This is a genomic window from Collinsella sp. TM06-3, from assembly GCF_003436395.1.
Classification (GTDB): domain Bacteria; phylum Actinomycetota; class Coriobacteriia; order Coriobacteriales; family Coriobacteriaceae; genus Collinsella.
The window spans coordinates 1-26,580 of record NZ_QSPG01000025.1 but is presented as its reverse complement, the minus strand read 5'-3'; the positions used below and the strand labels follow the sequence as shown (position 1 = coordinate 26,580).

22 protein-coding genes and 1 tRNA gene are annotated in these 26,580 nt (G+C 60.4%); 1 reads left to right on the top strand and 22 read right to left on the bottom strand.

Going from position 1 to position 26,580, the window contains the following annotated elements; genetic code table 11:
• Positions 1 to 71: 71 nt before the first annotated feature.
• The 9 genes from DXD56_RS08785 to DXD56_RS08745 all read right to left on the bottom strand — a co-directional run bounded on the left by DXD56_RS08785 (position 72) and on the right by DXD56_RS08745 (position 9,383).
• Positions 72 to 791, bottom strand: coding sequence for a GntR family transcriptional regulator (locus tag DXD56_RS08785; RefSeq protein WP_117640942.1), 720 nt, complete (start codon positions 789 to 791; stop codon positions 72 to 74).
• Positions 792 to 895: 104 nt separating this feature from the next.
• Complete coding sequence (locus tag DXD56_RS08780; RefSeq protein WP_117640941.1) at positions 896 to 1,903, bottom strand: YitT family protein; 1,008 nt, start codon at positions 1,901 to 1,903, stop codon at positions 896 to 898.
• A gap of 355 nt (positions 1,904 to 2,258) precedes the next feature.
• Positions 2,259 to 2,888 (bottom strand): HAD family phosphatase, encoded by a 630-nt coding sequence (locus DXD56_RS08775; protein WP_158549388.1) that lies wholly within the window; start codon positions 2,886 to 2,888, stop codon positions 2,259 to 2,261.
• 159 nt (positions 2,889 to 3,047) lie between these two features.
• The gene (locus DXD56_RS08770) at positions 3,048 to 4,031 is read right to left on the bottom strand and encodes an SIS domain-containing protein (RefSeq protein WP_233503150.1); all 984 of its coding nucleotides are present in this window, start codon (positions 4,029 to 4,031) and stop codon (positions 3,048 to 3,050) included.
• A gap of 198 nt (positions 4,032 to 4,229) precedes the next feature.
• Positions 4,230 to 5,063 carry a PTS system mannose/fructose/sorbose family transporter subunit IID gene (locus tag DXD56_RS08765; protein WP_117640939.1) on the bottom strand — a complete coding sequence of 278 codons (834 nt, stop codon included), beginning with the start codon at positions 5,061 to 5,063 and terminating at the stop codon, positions 4,230 to 4,232.
• A 13-nt stretch (positions 5,064 to 5,076) separates the two neighbouring features.
• Positions 5,077 to 5,871, bottom strand: coding sequence for a PTS sugar transporter subunit IIC (locus DXD56_RS08760; protein ID WP_006235136.1), 795 nt, complete (start codon positions 5,869 to 5,871; stop codon positions 5,077 to 5,079).
• Between the two features lie 36 nt (positions 5,872 to 5,907).
• Positions 5,908 to 6,831 (bottom strand): PTS mannose/fructose/sorbose transporter subunit IIAB, encoded by a 924-nt coding sequence (locus tag DXD56_RS08755; RefSeq protein WP_117640938.1) that lies wholly within the window; start codon positions 6,829 to 6,831, stop codon positions 5,908 to 5,910.
• A gap of 183 nt (positions 6,832 to 7,014) precedes the next feature.
• Positions 7,015 to 8,097 carry a DMT family transporter gene (locus DXD56_RS08750; protein ID WP_117640937.1) on the bottom strand — a complete coding sequence of 361 codons (1,083 nt, stop codon included), beginning with the start codon at positions 8,095 to 8,097 and terminating at the stop codon, positions 7,015 to 7,017.
• Positions 8,098 to 8,390: 293 nt separating this feature from the next.
• The gene (locus DXD56_RS08745) at positions 8,391 to 9,383 is read right to left on the bottom strand and encodes an SIS domain-containing protein (protein WP_117640936.1); all 993 of its coding nucleotides are present in this window, start codon (positions 9,381 to 9,383) and stop codon (positions 8,391 to 8,393) included.
• 205 nt (positions 9,384 to 9,588) lie between these two features.
• Between DXD56_RS08745 and DXD56_RS08740 the strand changes: the two genes are divergently transcribed.
• Positions 9,589 to 10,311 (top strand): GntR family transcriptional regulator, encoded by a 723-nt coding sequence (locus DXD56_RS08740; protein WP_117640935.1) that lies wholly within the window; start codon positions 9,589 to 9,591, stop codon positions 10,309 to 10,311.
• A gap of 21 nt (positions 10,312 to 10,332) precedes the next feature.
• Here DXD56_RS08740 and DXD56_RS08735 read toward each other — a convergent pair whose 3' ends face one another.
• The 13 genes from DXD56_RS08735 to DXD56_RS08675 form a co-directional block, all read right to left on the bottom strand.
• A complete protein-coding gene (locus DXD56_RS08735; protein ID WP_117640934.1) occupies positions 10,333 to 10,923 on the bottom strand; it encodes a GNAT family N-acetyltransferase in 591 nt (196 codons plus the stop codon).
• 78 nt (positions 10,924 to 11,001) lie between these two features.
• Complete coding sequence (locus DXD56_RS08730; RefSeq protein ID WP_117640933.1) at positions 11,002 to 12,027, bottom strand: low specificity L-threonine aldolase; 1,026 nt, start codon at positions 12,025 to 12,027, stop codon at positions 11,002 to 11,004.
• Between the two features lie 45 nt (positions 12,028 to 12,072).
• On the bottom strand, positions 12,073 to 12,936 hold the full coding sequence (locus tag DXD56_RS08725; RefSeq protein WP_117640932.1) for a phosphatase PAP2 family protein: 864 nt from the start codon (positions 12,934 to 12,936) through the stop codon (positions 12,073 to 12,075).
• Between the two features lie 82 nt (positions 12,937 to 13,018).
• On the bottom strand, positions 13,019 to 16,651 hold the full coding sequence (mfd, locus tag DXD56_RS08720) for a transcription-repair coupling factor (RefSeq protein ID WP_117640931.1): 3,633 nt from the start codon (positions 16,649 to 16,651) through the stop codon (positions 13,019 to 13,021).
• Positions 16,652 to 16,873: 222 nt separating this feature from the next.
• Entirely contained in the window at positions 16,874 to 18,340 is a 1,467-nt protein-coding gene (locus DXD56_RS08715) for a hypothetical protein (RefSeq protein WP_147325202.1), read from the bottom strand.
• A 328-nt stretch (positions 18,341 to 18,668) separates the two neighbouring features.
• Positions 18,669 to 19,334: an endonuclease III gene (nth, locus tag DXD56_RS08710; protein WP_117640929.1), complete on the bottom strand. Its 666-nt coding sequence runs from the start codon at positions 19,332 to 19,334 to the stop codon at positions 18,669 to 18,671.
• A 63-nt stretch (positions 19,335 to 19,397) separates the two neighbouring features.
• Positions 19,398 to 21,200 (bottom strand): ABC transporter ATP-binding protein, encoded by a 1,803-nt coding sequence (locus DXD56_RS08705; RefSeq protein WP_117640928.1) that lies wholly within the window; start codon positions 21,198 to 21,200, stop codon positions 19,398 to 19,400.
• A gap of 125 nt (positions 21,201 to 21,325) precedes the next feature.
• Positions 21,326 to 22,681 (bottom strand): DNA recombination protein RmuC, encoded by a 1,356-nt coding sequence (locus DXD56_RS08700; protein ID WP_117640927.1) that lies wholly within the window; start codon positions 22,679 to 22,681, stop codon positions 21,326 to 21,328.
• 123 nt (positions 22,682 to 22,804) lie between these two features.
• Positions 22,805 to 23,227 carry a hypothetical protein gene (locus tag DXD56_RS08695; protein WP_117640926.1) on the bottom strand — a complete coding sequence of 141 codons (423 nt, stop codon included), beginning with the start codon at positions 23,225 to 23,227 and terminating at the stop codon, positions 22,805 to 22,807.
• Positions 23,228 to 23,946: 719 nt separating this feature from the next.
• Positions 23,947 to 24,486, bottom strand: a complete 540-nt coding sequence (gene rbr, locus DXD56_RS08690; protein WP_117640925.1) for a rubrerythrin — start codon at positions 24,484 to 24,486, stop codon at positions 23,947 to 23,949.
• Positions 24,487 to 24,600: 114 nt separating this feature from the next.
• Positions 24,601 to 25,506, bottom strand: coding sequence for an adenine glycosylase (locus tag DXD56_RS08685; RefSeq protein ID WP_117640924.1), 906 nt, complete (start codon positions 25,504 to 25,506; stop codon positions 24,601 to 24,603).
• Between the two features lie 21 nt (positions 25,507 to 25,527).
• Positions 25,528 to 26,013: an Rrf2 family transcriptional regulator gene (locus DXD56_RS08680; RefSeq protein ID WP_117640923.1), complete on the bottom strand. Its 486-nt coding sequence runs from the start codon at positions 26,011 to 26,013 to the stop codon at positions 25,528 to 25,530.
• Between the two features lie 340 nt (positions 26,014 to 26,353).
• Positions 26,354 to 26,431: transfer RNA gene (locus DXD56_RS08675), tRNA-Asp, on the bottom strand.
• Between the last annotated feature and the right edge of the window lie 149 nt (positions 26,432 to 26,580).

Here is a 26,580-nt window from a genome sequence, read left to right as displayed (position 1 = left end):
TGAATGACAAATTGTCGCCCTGGGCGGCGCGCAGCGTCGGCCCGTTACGCGGTTTGGTAAAACCGCGTAACTTACATGACCATAACGTAACGCGATCCCACGTAGTACTGCTTACCCATCAAAACCGGCTCGCCATTGGGGCCGATAAAGCCGGCACGCAGGTTGAGCAGCGGGTCGTGCGGGGCAATGCCCAGCTCGGCGGCCTGCTCGGCGTTGGCGCGAACGGCCTCGACCGTGCGGTAGCCAACCGAGACAATCGGCGTTCCGCCAACACGCTCGACCTCGGCAAAAATCGACTTGTCCTCAAGATCGGCCGTCAACAGCTCACGGTAAGCGTCAAACGGCACAAAAATGTTCTCCTCAAAGATGGGCTCGCCGTCGGCCGTACGCACGCGCTTGATATGCAGCAGCAGCGCATCCTTCCGCAGGCCAAAAAACTCCATCTCGTTTTGGCGCGCCGGAACGATCTGGCGATCGACCACATGCGCGCCGGCCTTCATGCCGTTATCGGCACACAGCGCGGTAAACGTCTGCAGCGTCGAGGCGTGAAACTGGCGATTGATGTGCGGCGTGGAAACAAAGGTGCCGCGGCCCTGCTGCTTAACCAGGTAGCCATCGGAGCAGAGCTCCTCGACGGCGCGGCGCACCGTAATGCGGCTCACCTCGTACTGCTCGGCAAGCTCAAGTTCGGACGGAATACGCTCCTTGGGTGCATAAACACCTTTCTCAATCGCATCCTTGATCTCGTCGTAAATCTGCTGGTAAAGCGGTGCATTTTTGGGCGCAGGCATATCTGATCACTCTTATCAAAATATCGAAATAACTAATACGTATATAACGTCTTTTTATATGTTATCTCAGTTTGATAAAACGATACACCACATACAGCAAATCCTTACTTGCCGTCGTCCTGCTGCAGGCTGTCCTGTTCACTGAGGCGCGCCTGACGACTCGCTATGCGAGCGGGCTTGTCGGGATCGGGAACGGCCGTGGGCATGGGCTCGTCGACATGACCGCCCCACCAGCCGCCCACAAAGTTGAGCGTGTGGAACACATTGATCACGGCGCCGGGATCAATGTCGCACACTAGCTTGATAATGTCCTGGCTCTCGTAGGTCGAGACAACGGTGTGCAGCAGGTACATCTTTTCACGGCTGTATCCGCCGATGACCTCGGCGCAGCTAATACCATGCTGAAAATGGTCAACATAGGCGGTCATGACCTCATCGGCCTTGCGCGTTGTGATCTGCAGCGTCACACGGTCGTAGCGATGATAGAAGCTGTCGATGGTCTTGGTCGAAATAAACTGGAACACGATGGAGTACGCCGCGTTGTCCCAGCCAAACATAAAGCCAAAGATCGCCAGGATAAAGCAGTTGAAACCAAAGATGACACCCCAGATGGTCTTGCCCGTGTGGTTGGAGACCCACAGCGCGATAAAGTCGGTGCCGCCGGTTGATGCACCGGACTTGAGCGCGATGGCAGCACCCAGACCCGAGACCACGCCACCAAAAATGATGAGCATGATCTTGTCGCCCAAAAACGGGGCGAAATGAAAGATGTTGAGGAACAGCGACGAGAGCATGACCTGCATCATCGAGAAGATGACGAAACGCTTGCTAATGCCGCTCCAGCATAGGAGCGCCACGGGGATGTTGAGCGCGAGCATGCCGAGCGAGATGTCGATATGAACGCCGCCAAGCGAGGTAACGCGATCGAGCAGGACCGCGACGCCTGTGAGACCGCTCGGAAGCAGATCGGCGGGCTGAATGAACGCCTGGATCAGAAATGTCTGGAGAACGGCTGATATGGTGACCGCCACAGCGGTAATAGCGCGGCGAACGATGGTAAGGCGGCCGAGCACGAGCACACGGTCCGTGAGCTGATCGATGGCGTTCGCCACGTAGGCTCCCTTCGAAGGCAGATGTAGTTGTGGGGCATGTCGGCGATTGTAGCATGGAGCGACAGAGGGCGCCTCAATTCACCCTCTCTCGACAACCAAAACGGGACCGGTAACCCCACAACCAAAGGCCCAAATTCTAAGTGAGTAGACTTTTCGCGACCTCCCGAGCACAGCCAATAACAGCCACCTCTGTGACCTGCGGTTTTACTAAGTCAGAAACGCTTTGTGCCCGGCCTGCGCCAAAAAGTCTACTCACTTAGCCCGAATCGAAGCCAAACGGATCTAAATTGATGCCAAATTAAGCCAATCTGCAGCAAATGACGCGTGAACCAGTGCTTCTCGCGGTGGATTGACACTACAGAGCGGCCAAAATGTCGGTCAGGTTGTCGATGACGACGTCGGCGGCGGACTGGTCCAGGTTGACGCCCTCATGCGGACGCAGTGCCAGGACGCGGGCGCCGGAGCGCTTGCCAGCCTCGATGCCCAACGGCGAGTCCTCGATAACCAGGCACTCGGCGGGGTCAACTCCCAGCGTCTCCATGGCACGCAGGTAGATCTCGGGGTCGGGCTTAAACGCACTGCACTCGTGACCGCTGATGGTGTAGTCCAGCACGTCGGCGATACCGGCAATCTCAACCAGCTCGTCGATGAGCTCGCGGTAGGACGAGCTCGCGATGGCACACTTCACGCCGCGTTCGTGCAGTTCGCGCATCACCGGCTCCGTCTGCTCGTTGAGCAGCTCGGCATACGGAACGGGGTGGACCGGGCTGTAGACCTGCTTGTACTCCACACGCAGGCGCTCGCGCAGCTCGACATCGTCGGGCACCAGCGCCTCCCAAATGGCAGGCTCGTTAGACCCCGAAAGATCGGGAATCTCGTCAAAGTGGAAGCCCTTCTCCTCCATAAACGCCACGCGGCGACGGTTGTAGAACCACTCGGTATCGACCAGCACGCCGTCCATATCAAACAGCACTGCCTTGATCATACGCATCTCCTCCCACCTGCCAAAAAGAGACAGGTTTATTTTGGTAGGTTTTATCTGGGGTTTTGCGGCGCAACGAACACGCCCTCCCAAAACAGAAAAGGGGACGGGGTGTAAACCCCATCCCCTCTCAATCAACCCGTAAGGTCTACTTACTTGTGATTAGTAGGAAAGCTTCCACATGTAGCGACGCATGGTCAGCGGGTGCTGACGGGCCTCGGCGATCTGGTTGCCGTACTCGCGCATAACGGCGAGGTGCAGCAGCGGGTTGAAGTAGGTGACGACGCTCGCCGGCACGGCGTCAGCCAGGCCGTAGTCCTTGGAGTCGATCAGAGCGACCTTGGCGCCCATGCGCTTAAGGAAGGTGAGGGCGCGAGCGTCCATCGGACGGGTAGCACCGTCGGACATGAAGAAGACGTAGGGCTTACCCTCGGTGGAAACCTCGAACGGGCCGTGGAAGTACTCGCCGGTGTTGTAGGCGGCGGCGTCGATCCACTGCATCTCGGTGAACAGGAAGGCGGCGTGAGAATAAGCCATCTTCTCGGAGGCACCGGAGGCCATGAAGTAGATCATCTTGTCGTCCTTGAAGTCTTGGGCGAACTGCTTGGCGAGGCCCTTGGCGGACTGAGCGGCGTTCTCGCAGAGCTCGAAGACGTTGGTGAGGCCGGTGATCATGTCCTCGTAGTGGTCATAGCCCTCGGTCTGCTGAAGGATCTCGAGAGCAAGAGCGATGGCGTAGCCAGGCTTCTCGCACTTGGCAGCGTAGTTGGCATGGAAGCCGTGAACGATGACGTGGTCGGCGTCGACGGTCAGAGCGGAGCCGGCCTTGTTGGTGAGGGAGACGACCGGGCAGTTGTGCTTCTTGGCGGTCTTGTTGGCCTCGACGGTCTCGGGCGTGGAGCCACCGAGGGAGCAGGTGATCACGAAGGTGTGCTCGTTGACCCAGGAAGGCGTGTCGTAGTTGAACTCGTTAGCGGTGAAGATCTGAACGTTCAGCTTGTCCGTGTTGTTGGCCAGGAAGTACTTGGCAGGGTAAAGGTCGGACATGGAAGCACCGCAGCCGACGAAGGCGACGCTGTGGATCTCGTGGTTGGACAGGACGTCAGCGACGATCTGCTTAGGGAGGTTAAGGTCGATCTCGTACATCTGACACATTCCTTTCGATTTTTTGCGGCGCCACATTGCCGGGCGCTCGCAGGGTTACCGTGGTTTGGACCGAGTCGCCGGCCCGTTGAGGATGTGTCAAAGGAACTGTCCCTTTGACACATCTAGGGATGGAAGCCTGCCTGGGGTATGGGATGCCAGGCAGGCCCCCGGGGAAAGCGGTTAGACGCTTGGTCGCGACTAGGCCAGGATGCCGGCCGCGGAGAGGGCGATGCCGCCCACGATGGCGATCACGAGAAGCCAACCGGTGTTGACGTTCTTCTTGATGAGCCAGTACATAAGGCCGGTGAGGCCGAGGGAGATCATCTGGGGCATCATGCCGTCCAGGATGTCCTGAATCACGACGGTGCCCTCAGCGAACTGCAGCGGGGTGGTGGCGCCGATCAGCGTAGCGATCATGCCGCCCACGGACATAAGACCCACGATGCCGCAGACATACATGAGCTTCTCCATGAGGTCGCCGCCCTGGAGCTTGCTCAGGTACTCGTGGCCGCCCTGATAGCCGATCTTGGCTGCGAACCACGTGATCAGCACAGAGGGCACGATGGAGATGAGCATGGCCAGGATCGGGCCCATGATGGAGCCCTGCTGAGCCAGCTGAACACCCAGGCCAAAGGCGATAACGCGGATGGTGCCCTGGAAGAAGGAGTCACCGATGCCGGAAAGCGGACCCATAAGGGAGGTCTTGACCGCGTTGATCGAATCGGGGTCGAAGTTCTCGGGATCCTTGGCGTACTCTTCCTCCATGGAGGCGGCGAGGCCCAGGATGAAAGCGCTCGTCTGCGGGGTGCAGTTGTAGAACGCCATGTGACGGTGGTAAGCCTCTTTCTTAGCAGCGAGCTGCTTGGGGTCGGACTCGTCCGGATAGAGGCGATCGAGCGTGGGAACCATGCCGTAGAGGAAGCCCATGTTCATCTGACGCTCGTAGTTCCAAGAGGCCTGGATGGCCCAGGAGCGCCAGAAGAACTGGCTGACCTTCTTGTTCAGGGACACGTCCTTGGTTGCGGTTGCCATAGTGTGTTCCTCCTTAGTCTTCGTCGTCTTCGAGCGGATCGTAGTCGGAATCGACACCGGCGGCTGCATGGGAACCGTTGAACTTGAAGCCCATGAAGACGACAGCCAGGCACACACCGATCAGAGCGACCGCGATGACGGACAGGTTGAGATAAGCGGCGAGCAGGAAACCGATGAACAGGAACGGAGTCATACCCTTCTTGATCATCATGGTGAGCAGCAGGGCCAAACCGTAGGCGGTCATGATCTTGGTCGAAACGTTAAGACCAGTGGACAGCCACTCGGGAACCATGTTGACGATGGCCTGAACCAGGTCGGTGCCAACAAAGACGGCGAGGAAGATCGGCAGGAAGTACATGACGGCGTACAGACCGGAGCCGGCGCAGATGTGCATGCGATAGGCGGTCTTGAACTTTCCGTTATCGATCGCGCTATCTGCCACATGGGTGAGGGCGGCGATGATGGAACGGAACACGATGCCGAGGAGCTGACCCAGGACGGCGACCGGGATGGCGATCGTCATGGCGGTCTCGGCGGAAGCATCGGTCAGGCACGCAAAGGCAGCGGCCACGATGCCGCCCAGGACCATATCGGGCGGAACGGCGGCGCCGACCTGCACCAGGCCCATGGACACGAGCTCGACGGCGGCACCGACGGCAAGGCCGGTGGGCACATCGCCCAGCAGCAGACCGACGAGCGTAGCGCCAACGAGGGGCTGCTCGAAGTTAAGACGACCGAGCAGGCGGGAGTCCCACATGCAGAACACGCCGACGAGGCCGACGAGCACCGCACTGATGAACGTATTCATACCCTTCTCCTTTCAGTCAGGCAAAAGCCTGGTTGATTACAGCTTGGCGTCGATGTCGACGCTCTGATACGTAGGGGTCTGCTGGACATAGAGCTTAATGCCCATGTCGAGCAGCTGGTTGACGTCGGCCTTCTGGGTGGCGTCGAAGAAGACGGAGCTGTCCTTGCCGCCGACCTGTTCGGCACCGTCGTGGTTGGCGGTGGCGCCCAGGTTGATGGCGTCGAGCTTGTAGCCCTGGCAGAACTGCAGCATCTCGGCAGTGTTGCCAAAGACGAACATGACGCGCTCGCCGAGGGTGTTGAGCTTGTCCATCTTGGCGAGGGCACGCTCGACGGTGAAGACGTTCAGGCGCACGCCCTGGGGCTTGGCCAGCTTAAGAGCGCCCTTCTTGATGTCATCGTTGGCGGCAGCGTTGTCGACGACGATGATGCGCTCGGCCTGAACCTTGGTGGTCCAGGTAAAGACGACCTGGCCGTGCAGCAGACGGTAGTCAAGACGTGCGAGGACGATCTTGGCGGGACCGGAGCTGTGACGGGACGCCTTGGCCTTCTTGGCGGGAGCCGCGGCGACCTCGACCGGTGCGTTGGGGTTGGTCAGACCGGTGCGGGCCTCGTTGATGAGGGCCGCGAGCTCGGCACCCTTGACGGGGGCGGGGCTCATAGCGAGCGTCAGTGCCAGCGGAATGTTGAAACCGCTGACAACCGTGAACTTCGTGCCGTTCTTGGAAAGCTCGACCATGCTGTTGTTGACCGAGCTGCCGAGCATATCGGTCAGCACATAGACGGTGTCGTCCGCGTTGAACGTGGCGATCATGGCGTCCACCTTATTGGTGATGGGCTCCTTGTCGTCACGAGCAAGCGACACGACGTGGACGTTCGACACGTCGCCGAGAACCATCTCGAGCGTGTCTTTGGCGCCTGCGGCCAGGCCGCCATGAGATGCGAGAATGATCTGATTCATCTTGCCTCCTCCTTTTCGTTATGGTCATTATAACGTCTTATACGTTGCTTATTTTGCTAATTAGTATATAAACCGTTCGCGGGTGAAAAACGACCGTTGGCGGGTTTAACGTACTTGAAACGTTGGGGCTGGGCAGGCCGGCACTGGCGGGATAACCCCAAGTCGGACCCTGCGCGCAATCCCCTATCGCACGAAGTACCAGGGGCTTTCCTGCACGGTGGGTTCCAGCGCGATGCCGGTGCGCTCCTTAAACAGATCCATGTCCTGCGTTTTCTCCGTCCACCACGCGTTGGGCTTAAAGGTCATGCTCTCAGCGACATGACCGACAAATACACTGTTGCGCAGCTTGGAGAAGTCGGTGTTCATAATCAGGATGGACATGAGCACCAGCACAATACCCAGGACCTTGATCGCGCCGGCGGACTCGGCATAGACACCAATGCCCACCAGTACGGTGACGACCGTCTCGAAAGACATTACGACGGGAACTTTCGATGTCTCGAGCCCCATGGACAGACCCTGCATATATAAGATGTAAGCCACGGCTGTGGGGATGAGTCCAAAGCCAAGGAACAGCAGCAGCAGCTGTGGCGACATTGCCGCGGCGACATCCGGCCACGGAGCCGCGATAGCCGCCATAACCGCACCGCCAAAAACAAGGCCCCAAAACGTGACAGCCAGCGGGTGGACCGTCTTGGTTGCTATCCGGCTAAACACCGCGAGCGACGCCCCGCAAAAGCCTGCAATCACGCCCGACGTGACGCCCCAAACCGAAAAATGGAAACCGGAAAGGTCGCCATTAGTTACTGCAAGTACACAGCCCCCTATGTTAAAAGCGATGGCAACGAGCTTGTTGGGGGTCACGTCCTCGCGATAAAGCACGCGGCCGAGCACGACGCCAAACACCGGCGAGGTATAGAGCAGCACCGAGGCCGTGGACATGCCCACCTCGCCCATACACTCGTAATAGCAAGTGTTGGCGGCGGCCAAACCGACGATACCGACAAGCGCGCAGGAAACAAGCTCTTTAGGGCTTGCCTTGAACAGGGCCAGCGGACCCTGAGCCACGGTAGACCCCTCACCCGAACGGCAGCCCATAAACATCAGGACCGGCGCCAAGATAAGCGCTCCGACCAACAAGCGAAAGGCAGCCATACTCTGGGACGTAACGCCCATGGCCGAGATGCCGTTTACAAAGATTCCGATGCTGCCCCACATAAGCGCGGCGATCAGCACCAGCACATAGCCCAGATTGCTTCTCTTCAACGTGGCCTCCTCGGTATTGTTTCCAATATGTTTCACACTACGTTATAGTCGTTATATACATTTTTCAAGGCACAAATCGCCAAACGGGAAATCTCTAGACAAAGGGAGTGTCCCGCCAGCCACGGTATCGTCGATGTTTTGGCAATGTCAGCGAAAACCCGCCAGAGCGAGCAAGGTGCCTTGAAGTGAGGCGGCATTGACCTTCTGGTCATGCCGCCGAAGCTGTAAGGCAGATTGCCGCTCTGGCGGGTTTGCAGCGTCGAGCGGTTACGGCGTTTGGTAAAACGCCGTAACTAATACTCAAGCTTCCACATGTAGCGGCGCGTCATGTAGTCCTTGTGGGTAACGGCAGAGAGAGCGCGCATGTACACGTTGTTGAGAATCGGGGCAAAGATCAGGTGGTTGAAGTACTCGCTCACGCTGTCCTTGATGTCGTTGAGGCCGAGCTCCTTGGCGTCGAGCTGATAGACGCGCTCGCCACCGTACTGGTTGACGAAGCGGATGCCGCGCTCGTCATTGCAGCGGCTGCGGCCGACGCTGATGAGCTGGAACAGCGAGGTGCGCTTGTCCAGAATCTCGAAGGGGCCGTGGAAGAAGTCGCAGGTGTTGATGGTGCAGGAGTCGATCTGCAGCATCTCCTGCACGTTGCAGATGCTAAAGACGTAGGCGGCACCAAAGAGCGGGCCCTGGGCCATGACGTTGATGCAGGGCTTGTCGGCGTTCTGCTCGGCCCACTTAGCAGCGAGCGGACGGGTGTACTCGACGGCCTTGCGATAGATGGGGTCGACCAAGTCGAACGCGGCCATAGCGGTCTCGTACTCGGCATAGCCCTCGGTCTGCTGCGTGAGCTCCATGGCGATCATGGTCACGACGGCGGAGTTGGTGCGGCCCATGCAAGACTCGTCAACGGCCAAGCTGTCGTACTGGATCTTGTAGTCGCAGACCTCGGTGAGGCCGGACTCGTCAACATAGATGGCGATGGTGCTGGCGCCGTGATCCTTGGCGACCTGAGCGGCGACGATGGTCTCCTTGGTGCCGCGCATGGACACGACGACGGCCAGGGTGTTCTCGTTGACGTAGGCCGGGGTGGCGTGCACAAACTCGTTGCTGGTGTAGCTGGAGCTCACGACCTGCGTGGCCTCGTGCTCCATAAAGTACTGAGCAGGATAGTTGCCGCCGTTGGATCCGCCGGCGCCAATCCACACGACGCGCCTGATGCCGCCCTTGTCTGCCTTGTCAGCCAAAACCTGGGAGACGACATCCTTAACCTGTTCCTGAGTAGTCATCGTACATCAGCCTTTCTTCTCGTTTGATGCTCTTGATGGCATACAAGTTACATACATGTTTTGGTTATGTCGACTAGTTGTATGCTATATTTGTCTTAGATATTTTGCTGGTAAAGTTTTCGGCAATCCATTATCAGCGGTTTTGTTGTCATGTTGGATACATGCTTGGTTCAGTAAGCATACAGGTTAGATACAGGTTGTTCGCATGAGCACTTCGTCGAAAAAGAACTTGGCCCAATACGAGCGTCTGGCGGGTACGCTGCGTGACCGCATCGCCGCCGGCATCTACGCCCGCGGAGACAAGCTGCCGTCCGAGATGGAGCTCATGGGCGAATCGGGCCTGTCGCGCAGCACTGTGCGTCACGCGCTTAAGGTGCTTGTTGACGAGGGTCTGGTTCGCACCGAGCGCGGACGCGGCGCCTTTGTGGCCGACACGCCGGCGCTCCACGAGAACAACCTGGTGTTTTCGAGCTATACCAAGCAGGTCGAAGGCCAGGGTATGAAGCCCACCACGCGCACGGTGGACTCGGGCTTTGCCAAAGCAATGGGCAGCGTGGCCAAGTTCTTTGACGCTAGCGTGGGCAGCAAGCTTGTCAAACTTGTCCGCCTGCGTTACCTGGACGATGCGCCACTGTGCCTGGAGACCACCTATTTGCCGCCAAGCTTTGGGTCGCTCATCGATCGCGATATCAACGGTTCGCTCTACGCCACGCTGCGCCAGGAGTTCCATCGTGCGCCGGCGCAGGGGCATAAGACCTTTGAGGTGTGCTATGCCTCGCAAAACGAGGCGTTTTTGCTCAACGTTGGGCGCGGGCAGGCGCTGATCCTGATCACCGACTACGTCTACGACACCGACGGTCGCCCGCTCCATGTCTCCAAGCGCATCCAACGTACCGACCGCGCCAAATACACCGAGCCCATCGGCTAACCTGCCAAAATAAACCTATCCCTAAATGGTAGGTTTGGGGAGATCGGGGAACCAGGTTGGTTTGGGTTGGTTGGGCGTGCGCTCGGCCAGGACCAGCTCCATCCAACACATGTCGTACCAGCGGCCGAACTTTTGCGCGCAGCGGTCGAAGGCGCCCACCAGGCGGTATCCCATGTGGGCATGGAAATCCTGGCTGTTGTGCGTCAGATACTCGTCGTCCTTATCGTGCGGCACGGCGATGAGCGCGCACATGCTGGTGATGCCCATCGCGACCAAGCATTGCTTGAGCGCGTCGTGCAGCCTGCGGCCCAGCCCGCCGTGGCGCACGTCGCGCGCCAGATAGATCGACGTCTCGACCGACCAGTCATAGGCCTCGCGGCTGTTAAGCGCGCTCACATAGGCATAGCCCACTGGGTGCCTGTCCAGCTCCATAACCAAATACGGGTAGCGCTTGAGCGTACGCTCGATGCGCCCGGCGAACTCCTCAACGCTCGGCACCTCGTATTCGCAGGTTATCGCCGTCTCGCGTACATACGGCTCATAAATGGCAAGCAACGCCGCCGCATCATCGGGCGTCGCCAGGCGAATCGTCGGCTCGGACATCTCGGGCATACAGCCCCTCCCCCACAAAAGCAAAGGCCGCCCTGCGCCAAACCCAGGCGTAGGGCGGCCCCTCGTCATTACATCAAGCTACAGGACAGCCGCCAGCGCGTCGATGTCCTCCTGCGTCGTGGCCCAGCTGGTGCAAAAGCGCACCACCGTGCGGGTCTCGTCGTACTTTTCCCAGTACTCAATCATGGCATGCTCGCGAATGCGCGCCATGTCCTCGTTGGGCAGAATCACAAACTGCTGGTTGGTCGGCGTCTCCAAGAAGAACTGGTAACCGCGCTCGTGCAGCACGCGGCGCAGCGCCTGAGCGGTCTCAATCGCCTGGCGACCAATCTCAAAATACAGGCCATCGGTAAAAAGAGCCTCGAACTGCACGCCCGTCAGGCGGCCCTTGGCAAGCAGCGCGCCATGCTGTTTAATACGCGGAATGGGGTGCGCCGGGGCGTGCATGCCGCAAAACACCACGGCCTCGCCGCAAAGTGCGCCGCACTTGGTGCCGCCGATGTAGAACACGTCGCACAGCTGCGCCAGCTCGGGCAGGGTAATGTCGCACTCATCGGCCGCCAGCGCATAGGCCAGGCGGGCACCATCCACAAACAGCGGAATCTCGCGCTTCTGGCACACCGCATGAATTGCCGCGAGCTCGGCCTTGGAGTACAGCGTGCCGTACTCGGTCGATAGGCTCACGTACACGGCGCCCGGGAACACCGTGTGCTCGTAACTCTCGTTTTCGTAGAACACCTGGATATAGTTCTCGAGGTCCTCGGCGTGCATCTTGCCCTCGTAGCCGGGGATGGTGAGCACCTTGTGGCCGCCAAACTCGATGGCGCCCGCCTCGTGGCAGGCGACGTGACCAGTCTCGGCAGCAACGACGCCCTCGTAGGGCGCAAGCAGCATGTCGATCACCGTCGCGTTGGCCTGCGTGCCGCCCACCAGAAAAAACACGTCGGCATCGGGGGCCTGACAGGCCTCGCGAATAAGGTGCTTGGCACGCTCGGTGTGCGCATCGGTGCCGTAGCCGGGCTGCGGCTCCATATTGGTGTCGACGAGCGCCTGCAGCACCGCCGGATGGGCGCCGTGGGAATAGTCGTTGTTAAACGCGAGCATGGCAATCCTCTCTTACCGGGTATCGGCCAGATGATTCAGATGGGGCTATTGTACGCCGCCCGGATAAGCAATGCGCGCGGCAAGACACTCGAGCGCCAGCACCAGGGCAAAGCCGCAGCTCACGTCACTCAAAAAATGCGCTCCGATCACGATACGGCCAAAGGCGACAAGCGCCGCGACCACAGCGGCGACCCAAAAGACCACGCGGCGGCGCGACGGCTTTTCCTTAAAGGTCGCCGCGGGAAGCCCGGCGAGCATAAGGCCGATCGCCGCGTGCGCGGTGTGCCCGCTTGCAAACGACTTGAAGCCGTCCTTGATCACGCCGGCGGCAATAAAGGCCCACTTGTCGGGGTTACCGATCACCCACCACGGCTGAAAATCGAGCCCCTGCGTCACCTCGATCACGCGCATGCGCGGGCGCGACCACAGCGGCTTGACGATCACGTTGAGGATAATGGCCTGAACGATCCACACGGCAAGTACCATCAACGCCCAGCGTGTGAGCTCGTCGGGCTCGGTCGTGCGCGTGAGGCGATAGACGATAAGGTTGACAACGATGACCAGCGCAAACGTCAGCACCAACTGAGCCGCGATGAGTTTGCCGCCGACCCGCAGGGACGAAACGATCTCGTAGCCGGCCAGGCCAACGTTGACAAGGACGCCGAGCACGGCGAGCCATTTGCTCCCTCTGGAATCGGGACGCACCGCGCGCACGAGCATAACGCCCGCAACGCTCGCCGTCAGCTCGAACGGCAGCTCGCCGGCGGCCTCGATAAAGCGACCGTACATGCTGCCGATGTTGAACAGCGCGCTCGAGATCTGGTAATCGAAGAAGCTGCCCACGCCCAGACAAAGGCACAGGACGACCGCGATCATGGCGACATCTTTCTTATAGATGTATCCGAACATGCTTTCCTTTCGATCGGGCGAAGTTTTCAACCTGCAACGTGGCGGGGCAAAGATACCTTTGTCCCGCCACGCCACTTACCTGCTATTCGTCGTCGCTCGCACCCAGCTGCTGCAGCAGCATGAGCGCGGCTGCCACGGGGCCGGCGCCGTCGTTGGCATCGAGGCCACGGCCCAAGCCGCTGCCCGCACCGGCGCCCGCCTTGTAGGGTACCGACAGCTTGCGGCTCTTGGGGAAGTTCACCGCGCCATAGCGGGTCTTAAGCTCAAAGGCCACCTTCTTGGGCACGTCTACGCCCAAAAACGTGATGCGGCCGCCACTGAGCGTGACGTTCTCGAGCCCCAGGCGCTCGCCGCGAATGCGGATGCGCGCGCGATTGAACAGGTTGAGTCCCGCCAACGGCAGCTCACCATGCGCAGCCTCGGTCTCCTCCTGCACCTCGTCGACACTCTCCAGGTCCTCAGCCGCCGCGAGCTTGCGGTACACGAGCACGCGCTGGTCCACCGCCGGCATGTACTCCTCGGACAAGAAGTAGTCGGCCGGCAGGTTGATGCCCACGCTCGCCGCCTCCACGCCGGCATCGTCATCGCCGCGCGCCTCGGCCACGGCCTGTCCCAGCATCTGCGTAAACAGGTCGAAGCCCACGCTCGACAGGTTACCGTGCTGTTCGGCACCCATAAGCGAACCGGCGCCGCGGATCTCCAGGTCGCGCATGGCGATGCGCATGCCGCTGCCCAGGTCCTGGAACTCGGACAGTGCGGTCAGACGCGCCGTAGCTTCCTCGGTAAGAGGCAGCTCACCTGGGAACATAAAGTACGCGTATGCCTGCGTGGCTGAGCGGCCCACGCGGCCCTTGAGCTGGTAGAGCTGTGCCAGGCCCAGGCGCTGCGAGTCCTCGATGATGAGCGTGTTGGCGGTCGCGTTGTCGATACCGCTCTCCACGATGGTCGTGGCGATGAGCACGTCAATCTTCTTGGTCGCGAACTCGATCATCACGTCCTCGACCTCGCGCGGGCTCATCTTGCCGTGCGCCACGCCCACGCGCGCCTCGGGCGCGGCCTCGTGCACGCGCGCCACGGCGTCGTCGATGGTCTTGACGCGGTTGGACACGTAATACACCTGGCCGCCGCGGCCCACCTCCAGGCGAATCGCCGCGCTCACCACGTCGGGATCGTACTCTCCCACGTGCACGATCACGGGGCGGCGCCCGGTCGGCGGCGTGGTGATCAGGCTCATGTCGCGCACGCCGCTCGTGGCCATCTGCATGGTTCGCGGAATCGGCGTTGCCGAAAGCGTGAGCACGTCAATCTGCTCGCGCAGGTTCTTGAGCTGCTCCTTGTGCTGCACACCAAAGCGCTGCTCTTCGTCGATGATCACCATGCCCAGGTTCTTGGGGTTCACGTCGGCAGAAAGCAGGCGGTGCGTGCCGATCAGCACGTCGATCGTGCCCTCGGCAAACGCCTTGAGCGCACGCTTTTGCTGCGCCGGGGTGCGGAAGCGGCTGAGCACTTCGACCTCGAGGCCAAACGGGGCAAAGCGCTCAAAGAACGTCTCGTAGTGCTGCTGGGCCAGAATGGTCGTGGGGCAGAGCACCATGACTTGGCGGCCGGAGTCCACGCACTTAAACGCCGCGCGCAGGGCGACCTCGGTCTTGCCGAAACCCACGTCGCCGCACAGCAGGCGGTCCATGGGCTTGGGCGCCTCCATGTCCGCCTTAATGTCGGCGATAGCCTCCAGCTGGTCGCGCGTCTCGTCGTAGGGGAAGCTCTCCTCCATCTCAATCTGCTCGGGCGTGTCGGGCGGACAGGCGATACCGGTAATCGACGAGCGGCGCGTATACAGGTCGACCAGGTCAAACGCCAGCTTTTTGGCATTCTTGCGCGCCTTGTTGGTGGCACGCGTCCAGTCGGCGGTGTTGAGCCTGGTCAGGCGCGGCTTATCGCCGTCGGGACCAACGTAGCGCGTAATGCGGTCAACCTGCTCCAGCGGCACATAGAGTTTGTCGCCGTCGGCGTATTCCAGCAAAAAGTAGTCGCGCTCCTTGCCGCCCACTTCCTGGCGCGCGATCTCGCTAAAGAGCGCGATGCCGTGGGTGGCATGCACGACGTAGTCGCCCGGCTTAAACGGGAAGGTGATCTGCGTAATGTCAACCTTGCGACGGCTGCGGGCGCGGTTGGCATCCATGCGGGCGTTAAGGTCGGCGATCGAGAACACGGCCAAATTGGCATCGGGCACCACCACGCCCTGCGGCAAGGCGGCATCGACAAAGGTCACGCGTCCGCGCGAGATAGTGGGCACGGCAGCACCGGCGGCAGCCTGCGCCGCGCCCGCCTCGAGCGAGCGGGCGTTGAGCGCGTCGGCATGGCGCTCGCGAATCGAGGCATGGGCCTCCTGACGGGCGGCACGGTCGGCAGAATCCGCCGCCGCCACGCGCACGCGGTCGCCGATAACGCCGGCGTTTTCGGGGGCGGCCGTCAACGACTCCTCAAAGGTAATACCCTCGTCGCCAAAGGTAAGCTCCATCGACTCGCGCGCACCGCGGTCGGGGATGGCAAACACGCAGGCATAGCGCTTGCCCACGACCTCCTGGATGCGCGTCATAAAACGGTTGTCCGAGCCTGCGATGGCAGGCTGCTCAATCTTGAGCTCGGCCGTCACCGCACCGCCGGCACGGATGAGGCTCACATAGTTCAGGCGTTGCTGGGAACCAAAGTCGAGTTGCTGGGCACGCACGTACAGGCCATCCAGACGGTCGACCCCCGCCTCGCCGGCACGCGCCTCGATATCCTCGTAGGCGCGCAGGCAATCGTCGAACAGCGAGCGCGGCTCGGACAGCACCACGAGCGCCTTGCCGCTCACATGCGACAGCGGGCTCACGGTCTGGCCGTACATCACCGGCAAAAAGCGGTCGAGCTCAGGCGTGACGATGCGCGCATCCACCATCTCGAGCAGCGCCGCCAACTTGCTGTCGTCCTGGCTGGCGCGGTAGAGCGCCACGTGCATGTTGTGGACGGCGTCGTCGGTGAGTGCGAGCTCGCGACAGGGGAAGATCTCGATGCTGTCCTCGTTGCCGATGGTCTGGCCCGTTGAACTCACCATGCGGCGGATGCGGTCGATCTCGTCGCCGAAAAACTCAATGCGCACGGGCGCCTTTTCCTGCGCGGGAAACACCTCGACGGTGTCGCCGTGCACACGGAACAGGCCGGGCGCGTCGGCGGCACCGGCATTGGTGTAGCCCATGCCCACCAAGCGCTGCGGTACCTCGTCAAAGGGAATCTCCTCGCCCACCGCAAAAGTAGTGGACTCCCAGTAGTGACTCTCGACCGGCGGCACGCAGCGCAGCAGTGCGCGGGCCGAGGCGACCATGATGCAGTTGTCCCCGCGCACGATGCGCCCGAGCGCCTCGCAGCGCTGCGCCACCACGGCGTCGTCGGGCGCCTGCTCGCGCCAAGGGTAGTCCTTGCGCTCGGGAAAGCGGCACACGTGCGCCAGGCCCACATAGGCGGCCAAACTGCGTGCGGCGCGATCGGCCGCATCCTCGCCACTCACGATGTAGACCGTGGGGCGCGGACGACGCGCAAACTGGGCGGCCGCCATAAGCGTTCGGCCCGACTGAGACACGGCCAGCGTCACGTCCTCGCCGGCATCGAGTCCGGCCTCGACGGTCTGCAGTGCCTCGGCAGTATAGAGCTGCGCGGCTATACGGTGAATGAGCATGATGTTCCTCCGGCATTGCAACGCCAAAAGCCCGCCGAGGCAAGCTCGACGGGTCGTTCGTCAAATTCGTTGCCTGTCATGGTAGCGCATGGAGAGGACTCCAGCTCAGGCGTACGCCCAGCCCCGCAACAAAAACGCCAGATAGTACTGGACTCACCGGCTTCGCCAAAATCTCCCCGTCACGTCGAACGCCGCAACCACGGAAGGTGCCCCAAGAAACGGCTATTCCTCAAAAAAGCTCGCAACGTTCAGGCGGCTCGTCCACTCCCCTATGGTGTTGGCAAAACCGACGCGTGTGTACACGCCCGCAAAACGGCCGCGATACAGGTACAGGCCTTCCATATTAGAAGCGGGCGCAAAACCAAGATCATCCACAAGTCCTTTGGGCGCCTCTCCTCGATGCGGCCCATCGACAAGCGTTCCGCGCAAGCAGGGAGTCTGATACTGCTGAGCATACTCCTGCACAATCGCCCCAGCTGCCGCAGCGCGAGCAAGCACCTGGGACCATTCCCGTTCCGTGACATCCAAACCGGCTACAACGCCAACCGCGTTGTAGCCGCCGCACGGCTTGACAATCCATCGATCCTTTTCGGCAAATCTCGACAACTGGGTGCTTTCGTCCAAAATCTCGGTATAGGGCACATGCTCCCGTACAAACGATTGCTCCTCCGGGCTCAACAAGGACTGACCGGCCTGAGACCACAAAAACGCAAATACGGTCTTAGTCGCACACGGCCACGTTCTAAAACCACCGACGATGCATGCAAGCCCTTCTTGGGCAGCCTCGATTAAGGCTGAGCGTCCGTCGCACGGCTTATCCCACAGCTCGCCGGTCACCGCGCGCCGCCAAACGCAATCAATAGGACCAGCGGCATCGCACAGGCGCCTAGCACCGCCCTCTTCTTCGACAATCCGCAGGTCACGCACATCCGCAAAGCGTGCGACTACGCCCCGCTGCCTCATAAGGTCGACAAAATGAGCCGCATCTTCCAAGTCGATGCTCTCCGAATAGTCCACGATTGCCACCGAAGCGGGATATATCTTTGATTGCGGTGCATAGAGACCCTCGTCAACGCAGGCCCCGCTGTCCGATCGTGCACTATCCTCGGTGCGGTGAGGATGGGCCAGCTCCCACTCTGCAAAGGTCTCAAACAATGCATCTATCCAGCTACCGCACAAATCGTACTGCCGAAAGCCGGGGTGGTCGGATGCAAACTCCTCAAAGGAAGGCGTCATCCGCACTGCCTGACAGACCGCATCGGTCACTACCATTCCAGCACTGCCGTCGGTATTGAGCTCGCAAAACGTATACGAACCGGCGTCCTCGTCAAGAAAGATATCAACGCGCGCAAGGGGAATCTGGCAATCATAGCCGGCATCCATAGCGCACAGGTCAGAAAAAGCCGGATCCATGCGAAACCACGCACGCACGGAGGCATCGGAACAAAACGCCCGCGTCACCTTGTCCATAATGCCGTACATACGCTCGGCCGCCTCCTTAAGAAGCGCCGTCATATCCTTATCGAATATCTTTGGCGTTAAAGCCCAGGGCGCAGGATCTCCGTGGTAGAGTGCATGGGTTTGAGACAAGTATTCGTCGCCTTTGCGACGACCAGGTAGGTCACCTTCGCGCGTGCGCACAATGCGCTCAAAATAATCTTCAAGCTCTCGCGTCTTCAATGTTGCCACGTTGCCCTCCATTGCTTGATTCTTTGTTCATGCTACGCCAGCACGCCACGACTTCGGCGCGCTTGAATAGGCTTCTAAATTAGCAACACATTTTTGCATGAGGCGGCAGGAAGCAACATATGCTCCTGCTCAAGCGCATGCCCAGCCCCGCAGTTAGTGTAAAAATCGGTTCCGTCGGGCATCTCGGAGCCACACTTGGTGCAAGACATATTCGGGCATCCCCTCACAACAAACGGCATCTGTCGCCATCATATTGAGCCCTCGCGACCCACATGTGCTGCGCAACATTAGTCGCCGTCCTCGGGTGCCGACAAAATGCGGCGGACCCCTACCCCATCACACGCACGCTGGGGCATAAATCCGCCAGCGGGCACTCATCGCACTTGGGTTTGCGGGCGTCGCAGATCTCGCGGCCAAAGGTGATCCACTGGTGGTTGACCGATCCCCAATACTCGTGCGGCAGAATCTTGAGCAGATCTTGCTCGGTCTTGAGTGGCTCTTTGGCATGCGTCTTGGGGCTCAGCATCAGGCGGTGCGCGATGCGGTTGACGTGCGTATCGACCGCGATGCCCTCGACAATGCCAAACCCCACGTTGAGCACGATGTTCGCCGTCTTGCGCCCCACTCCCGGCAGCTTGACGAGCTCCTTCATGTCGGCCGGTACCTCGCCGCCGTAATCGGCAACGATCATCTGCGCGGCCTCCACGGCGTGCTTGGCCTTGCTCTTGTAAAAACCGAGTGACTTGATGGTCTCGGCCACGTCGGCCACGCTTGCCCCGGCCATGGCCTCGGGCGTGGACCACTGGGCAAACAGTTGGGGCGTCACCTTGTTGACCTGCGCGTCGGTCGTCTGCGCCGAGAGCAGCACCGCGATGAGCAGCCTAAAGGGATCCTCGTGGTCCAAAAAGCACTCGACCGGGCCATAGCGACGGTTAAAGCGCTCGCACACCTCAACGGCGCGCTCGCGTTTGGCGGCATTGGTCTCGCGTGGCATAACGACTCCTCGGATCGGCAGAAACATAACTTCACAAAAACGATTGTCCCACGTACGGGGACCTTAAGCCTCCAAAAATGCGCCGGTCTGGCGGCTCCACAGGCTTGCATATTCGCCGCCCGCCTCGACGAGCTGCGAATGCGTACCGTCCTCGACAATCTCGCCGTCCGCCAGCACCACGATGCGGTCGAGCGCCGCCACGGTGGACAGGCGATGCGCCACCACAATGGAGGTGCGGCCGCGCATCAGGTTCTCGAGCGCCTCCTGCACCAGCGCCTCGGACTCACTGTCGAGGGCAGACGTCGCCTCGTCGAGCACCAGAATCGGCGCGTCGGTGAGGATGGCACGGGCAATGGCCACGCGCTGGCGCTGGCCGCCCGAAAGCTTGACGCCGCGCTCGCCCACCATGGTGTCGAAGCCATGGGGCAGGCGGTCGATGAATTCCAGGGCATTGGCTAGGCGCGCGGCCTCGCGAATTTGCTCGTCGGTGGCATCAGGGCGGCCGTAGGCGATATTCTCGCGAATGGAGCGGTGGAACAGCAATGCCTCCTGTGGCACGTAGGCAACCTGACGACGCAGGCTCTGCTGCGTACAGCGCGAGACGTCCTGGCCGTCCACGAGCACGCGGCCGCCCTGCACATCGTCCAGGCGCAGCAGCAGCTTGGTGAGCGTCGTCTTGCCCGAGCCCGATTTGCCCACCAGGCCCACGCGCTGGCCCGCCGCCACATGAAGCGTCAGGTCATCGAACACGCTCTCACCCGCCGCAGCGTCACGGTACGCAAAGCTCAGGTGCTCAAAATCAATCGCGCCCTCGGTCACTTTGAGCTCAGGGGCGTCCGGGTCGTCTGCCACCAAACGTGGCTCGTCCAGCACGCGCGTCATCTCGGCGGCGTCACCCAGCGCGCGGTTGATACGCTGCATCATGGAGCTCACGTAGTTCAGACGCATGGTGAGGTTATACGTGTAGGTAAAGATCATGACGAGCGCGCCGGCCGAGATGCCAAACCACGCATTGCCGCCCGCCACGAACACACTCACCACGGCCATGGTGATGACGATAAGGCCCGAGGTCGTAAAGTTGCGCTGCATCATGGCGTGCATCGAAACCGTCTCGGCATCGCGCGCGGCGCGGTCGGCGGTATCGAACAGGTCGCGCTCAAAGTCCTCGCGCCCACAGGTCTTGACGGCCAGGATATTCGTGACCGCGTCGGACAGCACGCCCGACAATTTGTTCTGCGCGGCGGACGTCGCGGCCGAAAGCGGCATGATGCGCTTGTACATAAGCCAGACAAACGCGATGTAGACGACCATAATGCCCACCAGGATCACGGTAAACGTCGGCACCACCGGAGCGAGCGCCGCCACCGTGCAGACAACCGAGGTGATGGTGGGAATGAGCGAATACACCGTCACGTCTACCAGCCCCGTATAGCCGCTCATAAAACGGCTCGTCTGGCTCACGAGCGATCCGCCAAAACGGCTGGTGTGAAATGTCATGGATTGGTTGGAGAGCGTGTCGAAGCACAGACGCGCCAGGTGATAGTTGCCTGCGATTTCGAGCTTGTAGACGGTGTAGTCCTGTAGCTTGGAGAGGATCTGGCCTACCAGATTAACGAGCACGAGCGCCAGAATGTAAGGGCCAAAGACCTCAAACACCTGGTCGGCTGACACGGGGCCGGCCTGGACACGGTCGACGATGAGGGCCATAACGTAAGTGTTGGCAAACGTGAGCAAAAAGATGTAGCCCGCCGACGAGAACACCGAGAGAAAGACGATCAACGGCTGCGTGCGCGTGACATCCCAAAAACGTTGCAGCGTGCGGCGCACAGTTGAGCGTTTGAGCGGACTGGTGCTTCTCTGAGACATGGGCTTCCTTTCGCGTCTGATGGGGAGAAACGCCATTGTTGCACACCGAAGTGCGCTTCAGGCACGTACGACACGAAAAGCGCCCGCGCTCCGCGCTTGCGCAGACGCCCCGCCACCAGGCGCAGTTAGCCCTCGTCTTCTTGCCCTGCAAGCAGGCCCGCGGACGTGAGCCCCAAGACCTCGTCGGCCTCCTCGGCATCTTCCAGCGCGTCGATGTCCTTGAGCTTGCGCTCCATAACGTTGGTGCGCGTGGTGATAATGCCCTCAACCGTCTTGCCCGCGGTCTCGATCTGCTGCTGCGCGCGACGCAACGCCGCCTGATAGCGCGGCAGCTCGGCCTTGACGGCAGAAAGCACACGCAGCACGTCATCGGTGCGCTTTTGCAGCTTAAACGTCTGGTAGCTCATCTGCAGACTGTTGAGGATGGCAGCCATGGTGCTGGGGCCGGCAACGTTGACGTGATAGTCGCGGCCCAGAGCCTCGATAAGCCCGGGGCAGCTGACAATCTCGGCGTACAGTCCCTCAAACGGCACGAACATGATGCCAAAGTTGGTCGTTACCGGCACACTCAGGTACTTTTCGCAGATGTCTTTGGCCTCGCGCTTGACCATGGTGTCGAGCGTCTTGCGCGCAGCCGCCACGGCCTCTGCATCGCCCGACTCCTGCGCGTCGAGCAGGTGCTCGTACGCGTCGCCCGGAAACTTGGAGTCAATCGGCAGCAGCACGGGGTCGCCCTCGTCCACCGGCAGCTTGACGGCAAACTCAACACGCTCCGAGGCGCCGGGCTTGGTGGCAACGTTTTCCAGATACTGGTCGGGTGTGAGGATGTCCGCCAGGATCGCACCCAGCTGCACCTCGCCCAAAATACCGCGCGCCTTCACATTGCCCAGCACGCGCTTAAGATCGCCCACGCCGGTGGCGATGGATTGCATGTCGCCCAGACCCTTGTACACGGCCTCGAGCTGGTCGCTCACCTGCTTAAACGATGCTGACAGGCGATCGTTGAGCGTACGGGAGAGCTTCTCGTCCACCGTCGCGCGCATCTGATCGAGCTGCACGTTGTTGTCCTTGCGGATGGCACCCAGCTGAGCATCAACCGTCTCGCGCACCTTGTCCAGGCGATGCTCGATGCCCTCGCGATTGGCGCCGAGCTGCCGAGCCGTCTCACGGCGCAGGTCATCCATGCGGTCCCCCGCCTGCGAGAACTCGCGTGCAATGGTCAGGTAGCGCTGCTGCTCCACGGCGGCGTCGGTCGTCTGCTGCTGCGCGATGGCGTTTGCCGTGCGTCGGGTTTCGGACAGCGCGACGTTCAGGGTGTCGAGCGCATTGTTGGCCTGCTCGAGCGCAGCCAGCATCTCCGCGTCGTTGCCGCCACGCTCTCGCAACTCGGCACGAAGGCCTTTAAGCTGCAGGGCGCAAACCACAGCAACTCCCACCGCCACCAAGGCAATCACAACAAGCGCAATATCAATAGCAGACATAGACTCCGCCCAACAAACCCAATCGAGTATCAATCAAAACCGCGATCAATCTTACCCCGCCACACGCACCGGGCGCTCCACGGCAGTCGGACAAATGGATTTTGGGCCACAGGCGTCAAAACGCTAACTCTCCCAGCCGGCGCGGATGGTTGTTATGACATCGCCTAGGCGCTGGCCGAGGGCTGACAGATGTTGGAGCACTTCATTGGGCGAGGCGCCGTTGAGGATGCAGGTGAACGCATACGAGACCAGGAAAATCACCGCAAGTCCTAACGGAATGAGCACGATCATCGCTAATGTGCGCAGGCGCTGGCCCACGCGGCGGTGACGCGTGCGGCGTTTGTCGAACGCAAGCTCCTGCGCATACGAATCTTGTTGTACGGAATAGTTCTCTGGCGCCGATCCGCCCGCAAGCGAAACCGCGGGCGTGGCATGTTGCGCAGGGGGCTGGGCGGCTACTCCTTGCATTTGCATCTCCATAAGCCGTTGCTGTTGGCGCAACATGCGCTCGGCTTGTTGCTGCGGGGTCTCAAGAAACAGGTCCATGCTGGCCTCCTCAATCGGAGCATTCGACGCTTACGCCCAGCATCCCGCACCGCCAAGGCCACGGCAACGCAATCCGTAGCAATAGCTGCAAAGTTTCTTTTTCCAGAAAGCTGTCGAAAAGCTCAACGACTCCCCTACCAGCACTTTCTATGAGCTTTTTCCGTCAGCAATCTTTTGGCCTTCCGCCCTTACGCCAACTGACCAAAATCTAACCAAAAGCTTGACGAAAAATGTGGAGACCGGAACCTCAAACAAGGCACGGCGCCCCGAATGAGGCACGAAAAAGCAAGGCGGCACGGCCTTGGGTGAAGCACCCTGGACAGTTAGTTCAAATACGTATAATTCAGACCCCCTCCATATGCCCTAAGATGCTACGTTTGGCGCGATTGATTCCACACAACGGGCAAGTAAGACCTAAAACCAGGCCCTTCAGGCAGCCCAAAGGGGCTCGATAGGCCTCCAACTGCCAAAAAGCCGACCGCAGAGTGATTGGAAAAATACGTATCTGAACTAACTGTCCACCCCATACAAGATGTGCCGCCCCAAAAGGGACGGCACACAAACTTAATTATCAGCTTTTCTGTAGCGAGCACGCGACGACCCAACGCCGGAGCGCAGGGCGGGGAAATACCTTTGCCTCGCGCGACCCTGCGGAGCCGTGAGCGAGAGGGAAAGGTATTTCCCCGCCCTGCGCTCCGCAGTCCACGTTCGTATCGGCGCTAGTAGTTCACCACCTGCTCCTCAAAGTACGCCTTCGGGTGGTTGCATACCGGGCACACCTCGGGCGCTTCGGCACCCACATGCAGGTGCCCGCAGTTCAGGCACTTCCACACCTTCACGCCCTCGCGCTCAAACACCTCGCCCGACTCAATGCGCTCGACAAGCTTGTTGTAGCGCTCCTCGTGAGCCTTCTCGACAGCACCGACGCCGCGGAACTTTGCGGCAATCTCGGCAAAGCCCTCCTCCTCGGCGGTCTTGGCAAACTCGTCGTACATCGTGGTCCACTCGTAGTTCTCGCCCGCAGCGGCATCACGCAAGTTGTCCAGGGCGTCGGGAACGGCGCCGTCGTGCAGATACTTAAACCACAGCTTGGCGTGCTCGGACTCGTTACCTGCGGTCTCGGCAAAGATATTCGAGATCTGAACGTAGCCGTCCTTTTTGGCCTTAGATGCGTAGTAGCGATACTTGGTGTGCGCCTGGGACTCACCGGCAAAAGCGGTCTCGAGGTTCTTCTTGGTTTGGGAGTTCTCAAAATCCATAGGTGTACTTCCCTTCAACACATGCCGCCCGTAGGCTTCGGGCGGCCTTGTCTTTAGGATGCCCTCATGTCGAAAATCTAAACCTTACAATCCTGTTCTTCAGATTTGAGCGGGCTACACACTCAGCCAACGATCGCCCTCGGAGCGGCAAAAGCCCTCGCGCTCCAGATCGGCAAGAATACTTGCGACCAGCTCGCGCTCGACCGACTCTCTGCCGGCTGCCGTCTCCATCTCGTTAACGCCTGCAACAGCTTCATCAACCGTAATGCCCGCCGGCCGCCCATCGCGCGCAGCCAGCAGCATGCGCACAATGTGGGCGCGCTTTTGACGGCGCGAGCCCTCAAACTTGGACTGACGGCTATAGCTCGCCGACCGCCTGGACGGATTGGGCAGCGTCTTTTTAAGATACGCGCCGTAATCCAGCAGCGCGTAATACCACGCGCGCGGCGTGTCGGCATCGTCTTGAGGCGCGGCAAAGGGCGCAATCTCATCCGCCGTCGTACCGGGAGCCGCCGGACAGGCGGCTTGGATCAGCGGCACCAGCTCGCGATCGGGAACGGCCGGCACATCGGGAAAGAAATGATGCAAAAAGACCGTGCGCACGTTGGTCTCCAGATACACGCCCGGAAGATCGAACGCAAACGACCGGATGCCCTGCGCCGTCGCCGGGCCAATACCGGGCAGGGCGACCAGGTCGCGCGTCTCACGTGGAAACTCCCCACCCCAATCTTCCATAATGCACTGAGCGGCTCCGTGAAGCGCCAGAGCACGCCGGTTGTAGCCCATCCCCTGCCAGGCGTCCAAAACGTCGGAAGGAGCGGCCTGGGCGAGCGCCTGTACGGTCGGAAAGCGGTCGAGCCACGCGGGCATACGCGTCTCCACACGCGGCACCTGCGTTTGCTGCAGCATAACCTCGGAAAGCCAAATAATGTACGGGTCGCACGTGCGGCGCCACGGAAGGTCGCGATAACGCAGGACCCCTTCCGAACGAATCATCGAACGAAAGGGGTCCTGAATCATGGCTATGCTCCTTATGCGGCGCTATTCCCCCCGGCAAGCGCACGCACAGGTGGCATACTCGGGAAACGCATCGCGGTCGGCGAACTTGGAATCGACGGCCGGGAACTGGCGGTGAGCGACGATATCGCCCAGCGAAACGGAATCGAGGTAGTCGCGCATCAGCGCTTGAGCTCCGGCCCACAGGGAATGATAGCAGCACGTACCCATGCGCGCACAGTCGCCATCGGGCGCGGTGCAATCGTTCATGATGATGGGACCCTGAACGGCCTCAACGACCTGGCGGATGGTGACATCGTCGGGGCTGACCTTAAGACGCATGCCGCCATGGACGCCACGCAGGCTCTCCACAATACCGGCCTGAACCAAACCATGCTGGATCGAACGGGCAAACGAATACGGGACGTTGACCTCTTCGGCGGCGGTTCGAACAGAAAGCAGGCGCTCCGGGTCCTCGGCAAGCATCGCGAGCATGCGAAGGGCGTAATCAGTCTTCCTCGATATGTCCATTTTTCCCCTTTCAAAGAATAGGAACAGCTCGAACGAGCTCCGGGGCCGAGCTTACGTCGAGACACCAATGACCGTATGGACGCCCAAATTGCAAAATGGGTGCCCACTGAATGCCGTGTTTGAAGCCTCTTGCATCAAAAACGGCCCACAGTGCAATTCAGTATAACCTGCCCCTACTTCATTGAGCAGGCGTTGCGCAACAAATTCCTTGTTTGAACCATGTCTCAAGCGGAGCTTGTCCGGGAATTGGAAGGCTTTGGTTTTGGGCGAAAGGAGCCGATGGGATCAAGGTCCTATCAAACGCAAAAAACCACGTCCGAAGACGTGGCTTTAATTGCGTTGGCGGGAAGTACGGGGCTCGAACCCGCGACCTCCGACGTGACAGGCCGGCGCTCTAACCAAACTGAGCTAACTCCCCAGGCAGGCGTTCGCGTTTGTTTCCGCTCGCGTGCGCTGCGGGGATTAGTATACACAGAAGTCTGTCCGGCGCGCAACAACTTTTTTGAAAAAATTTTTCGGTCCCTCCGGCCTTGATTATCGACTTTATCCGAACACCTCCCACATTCA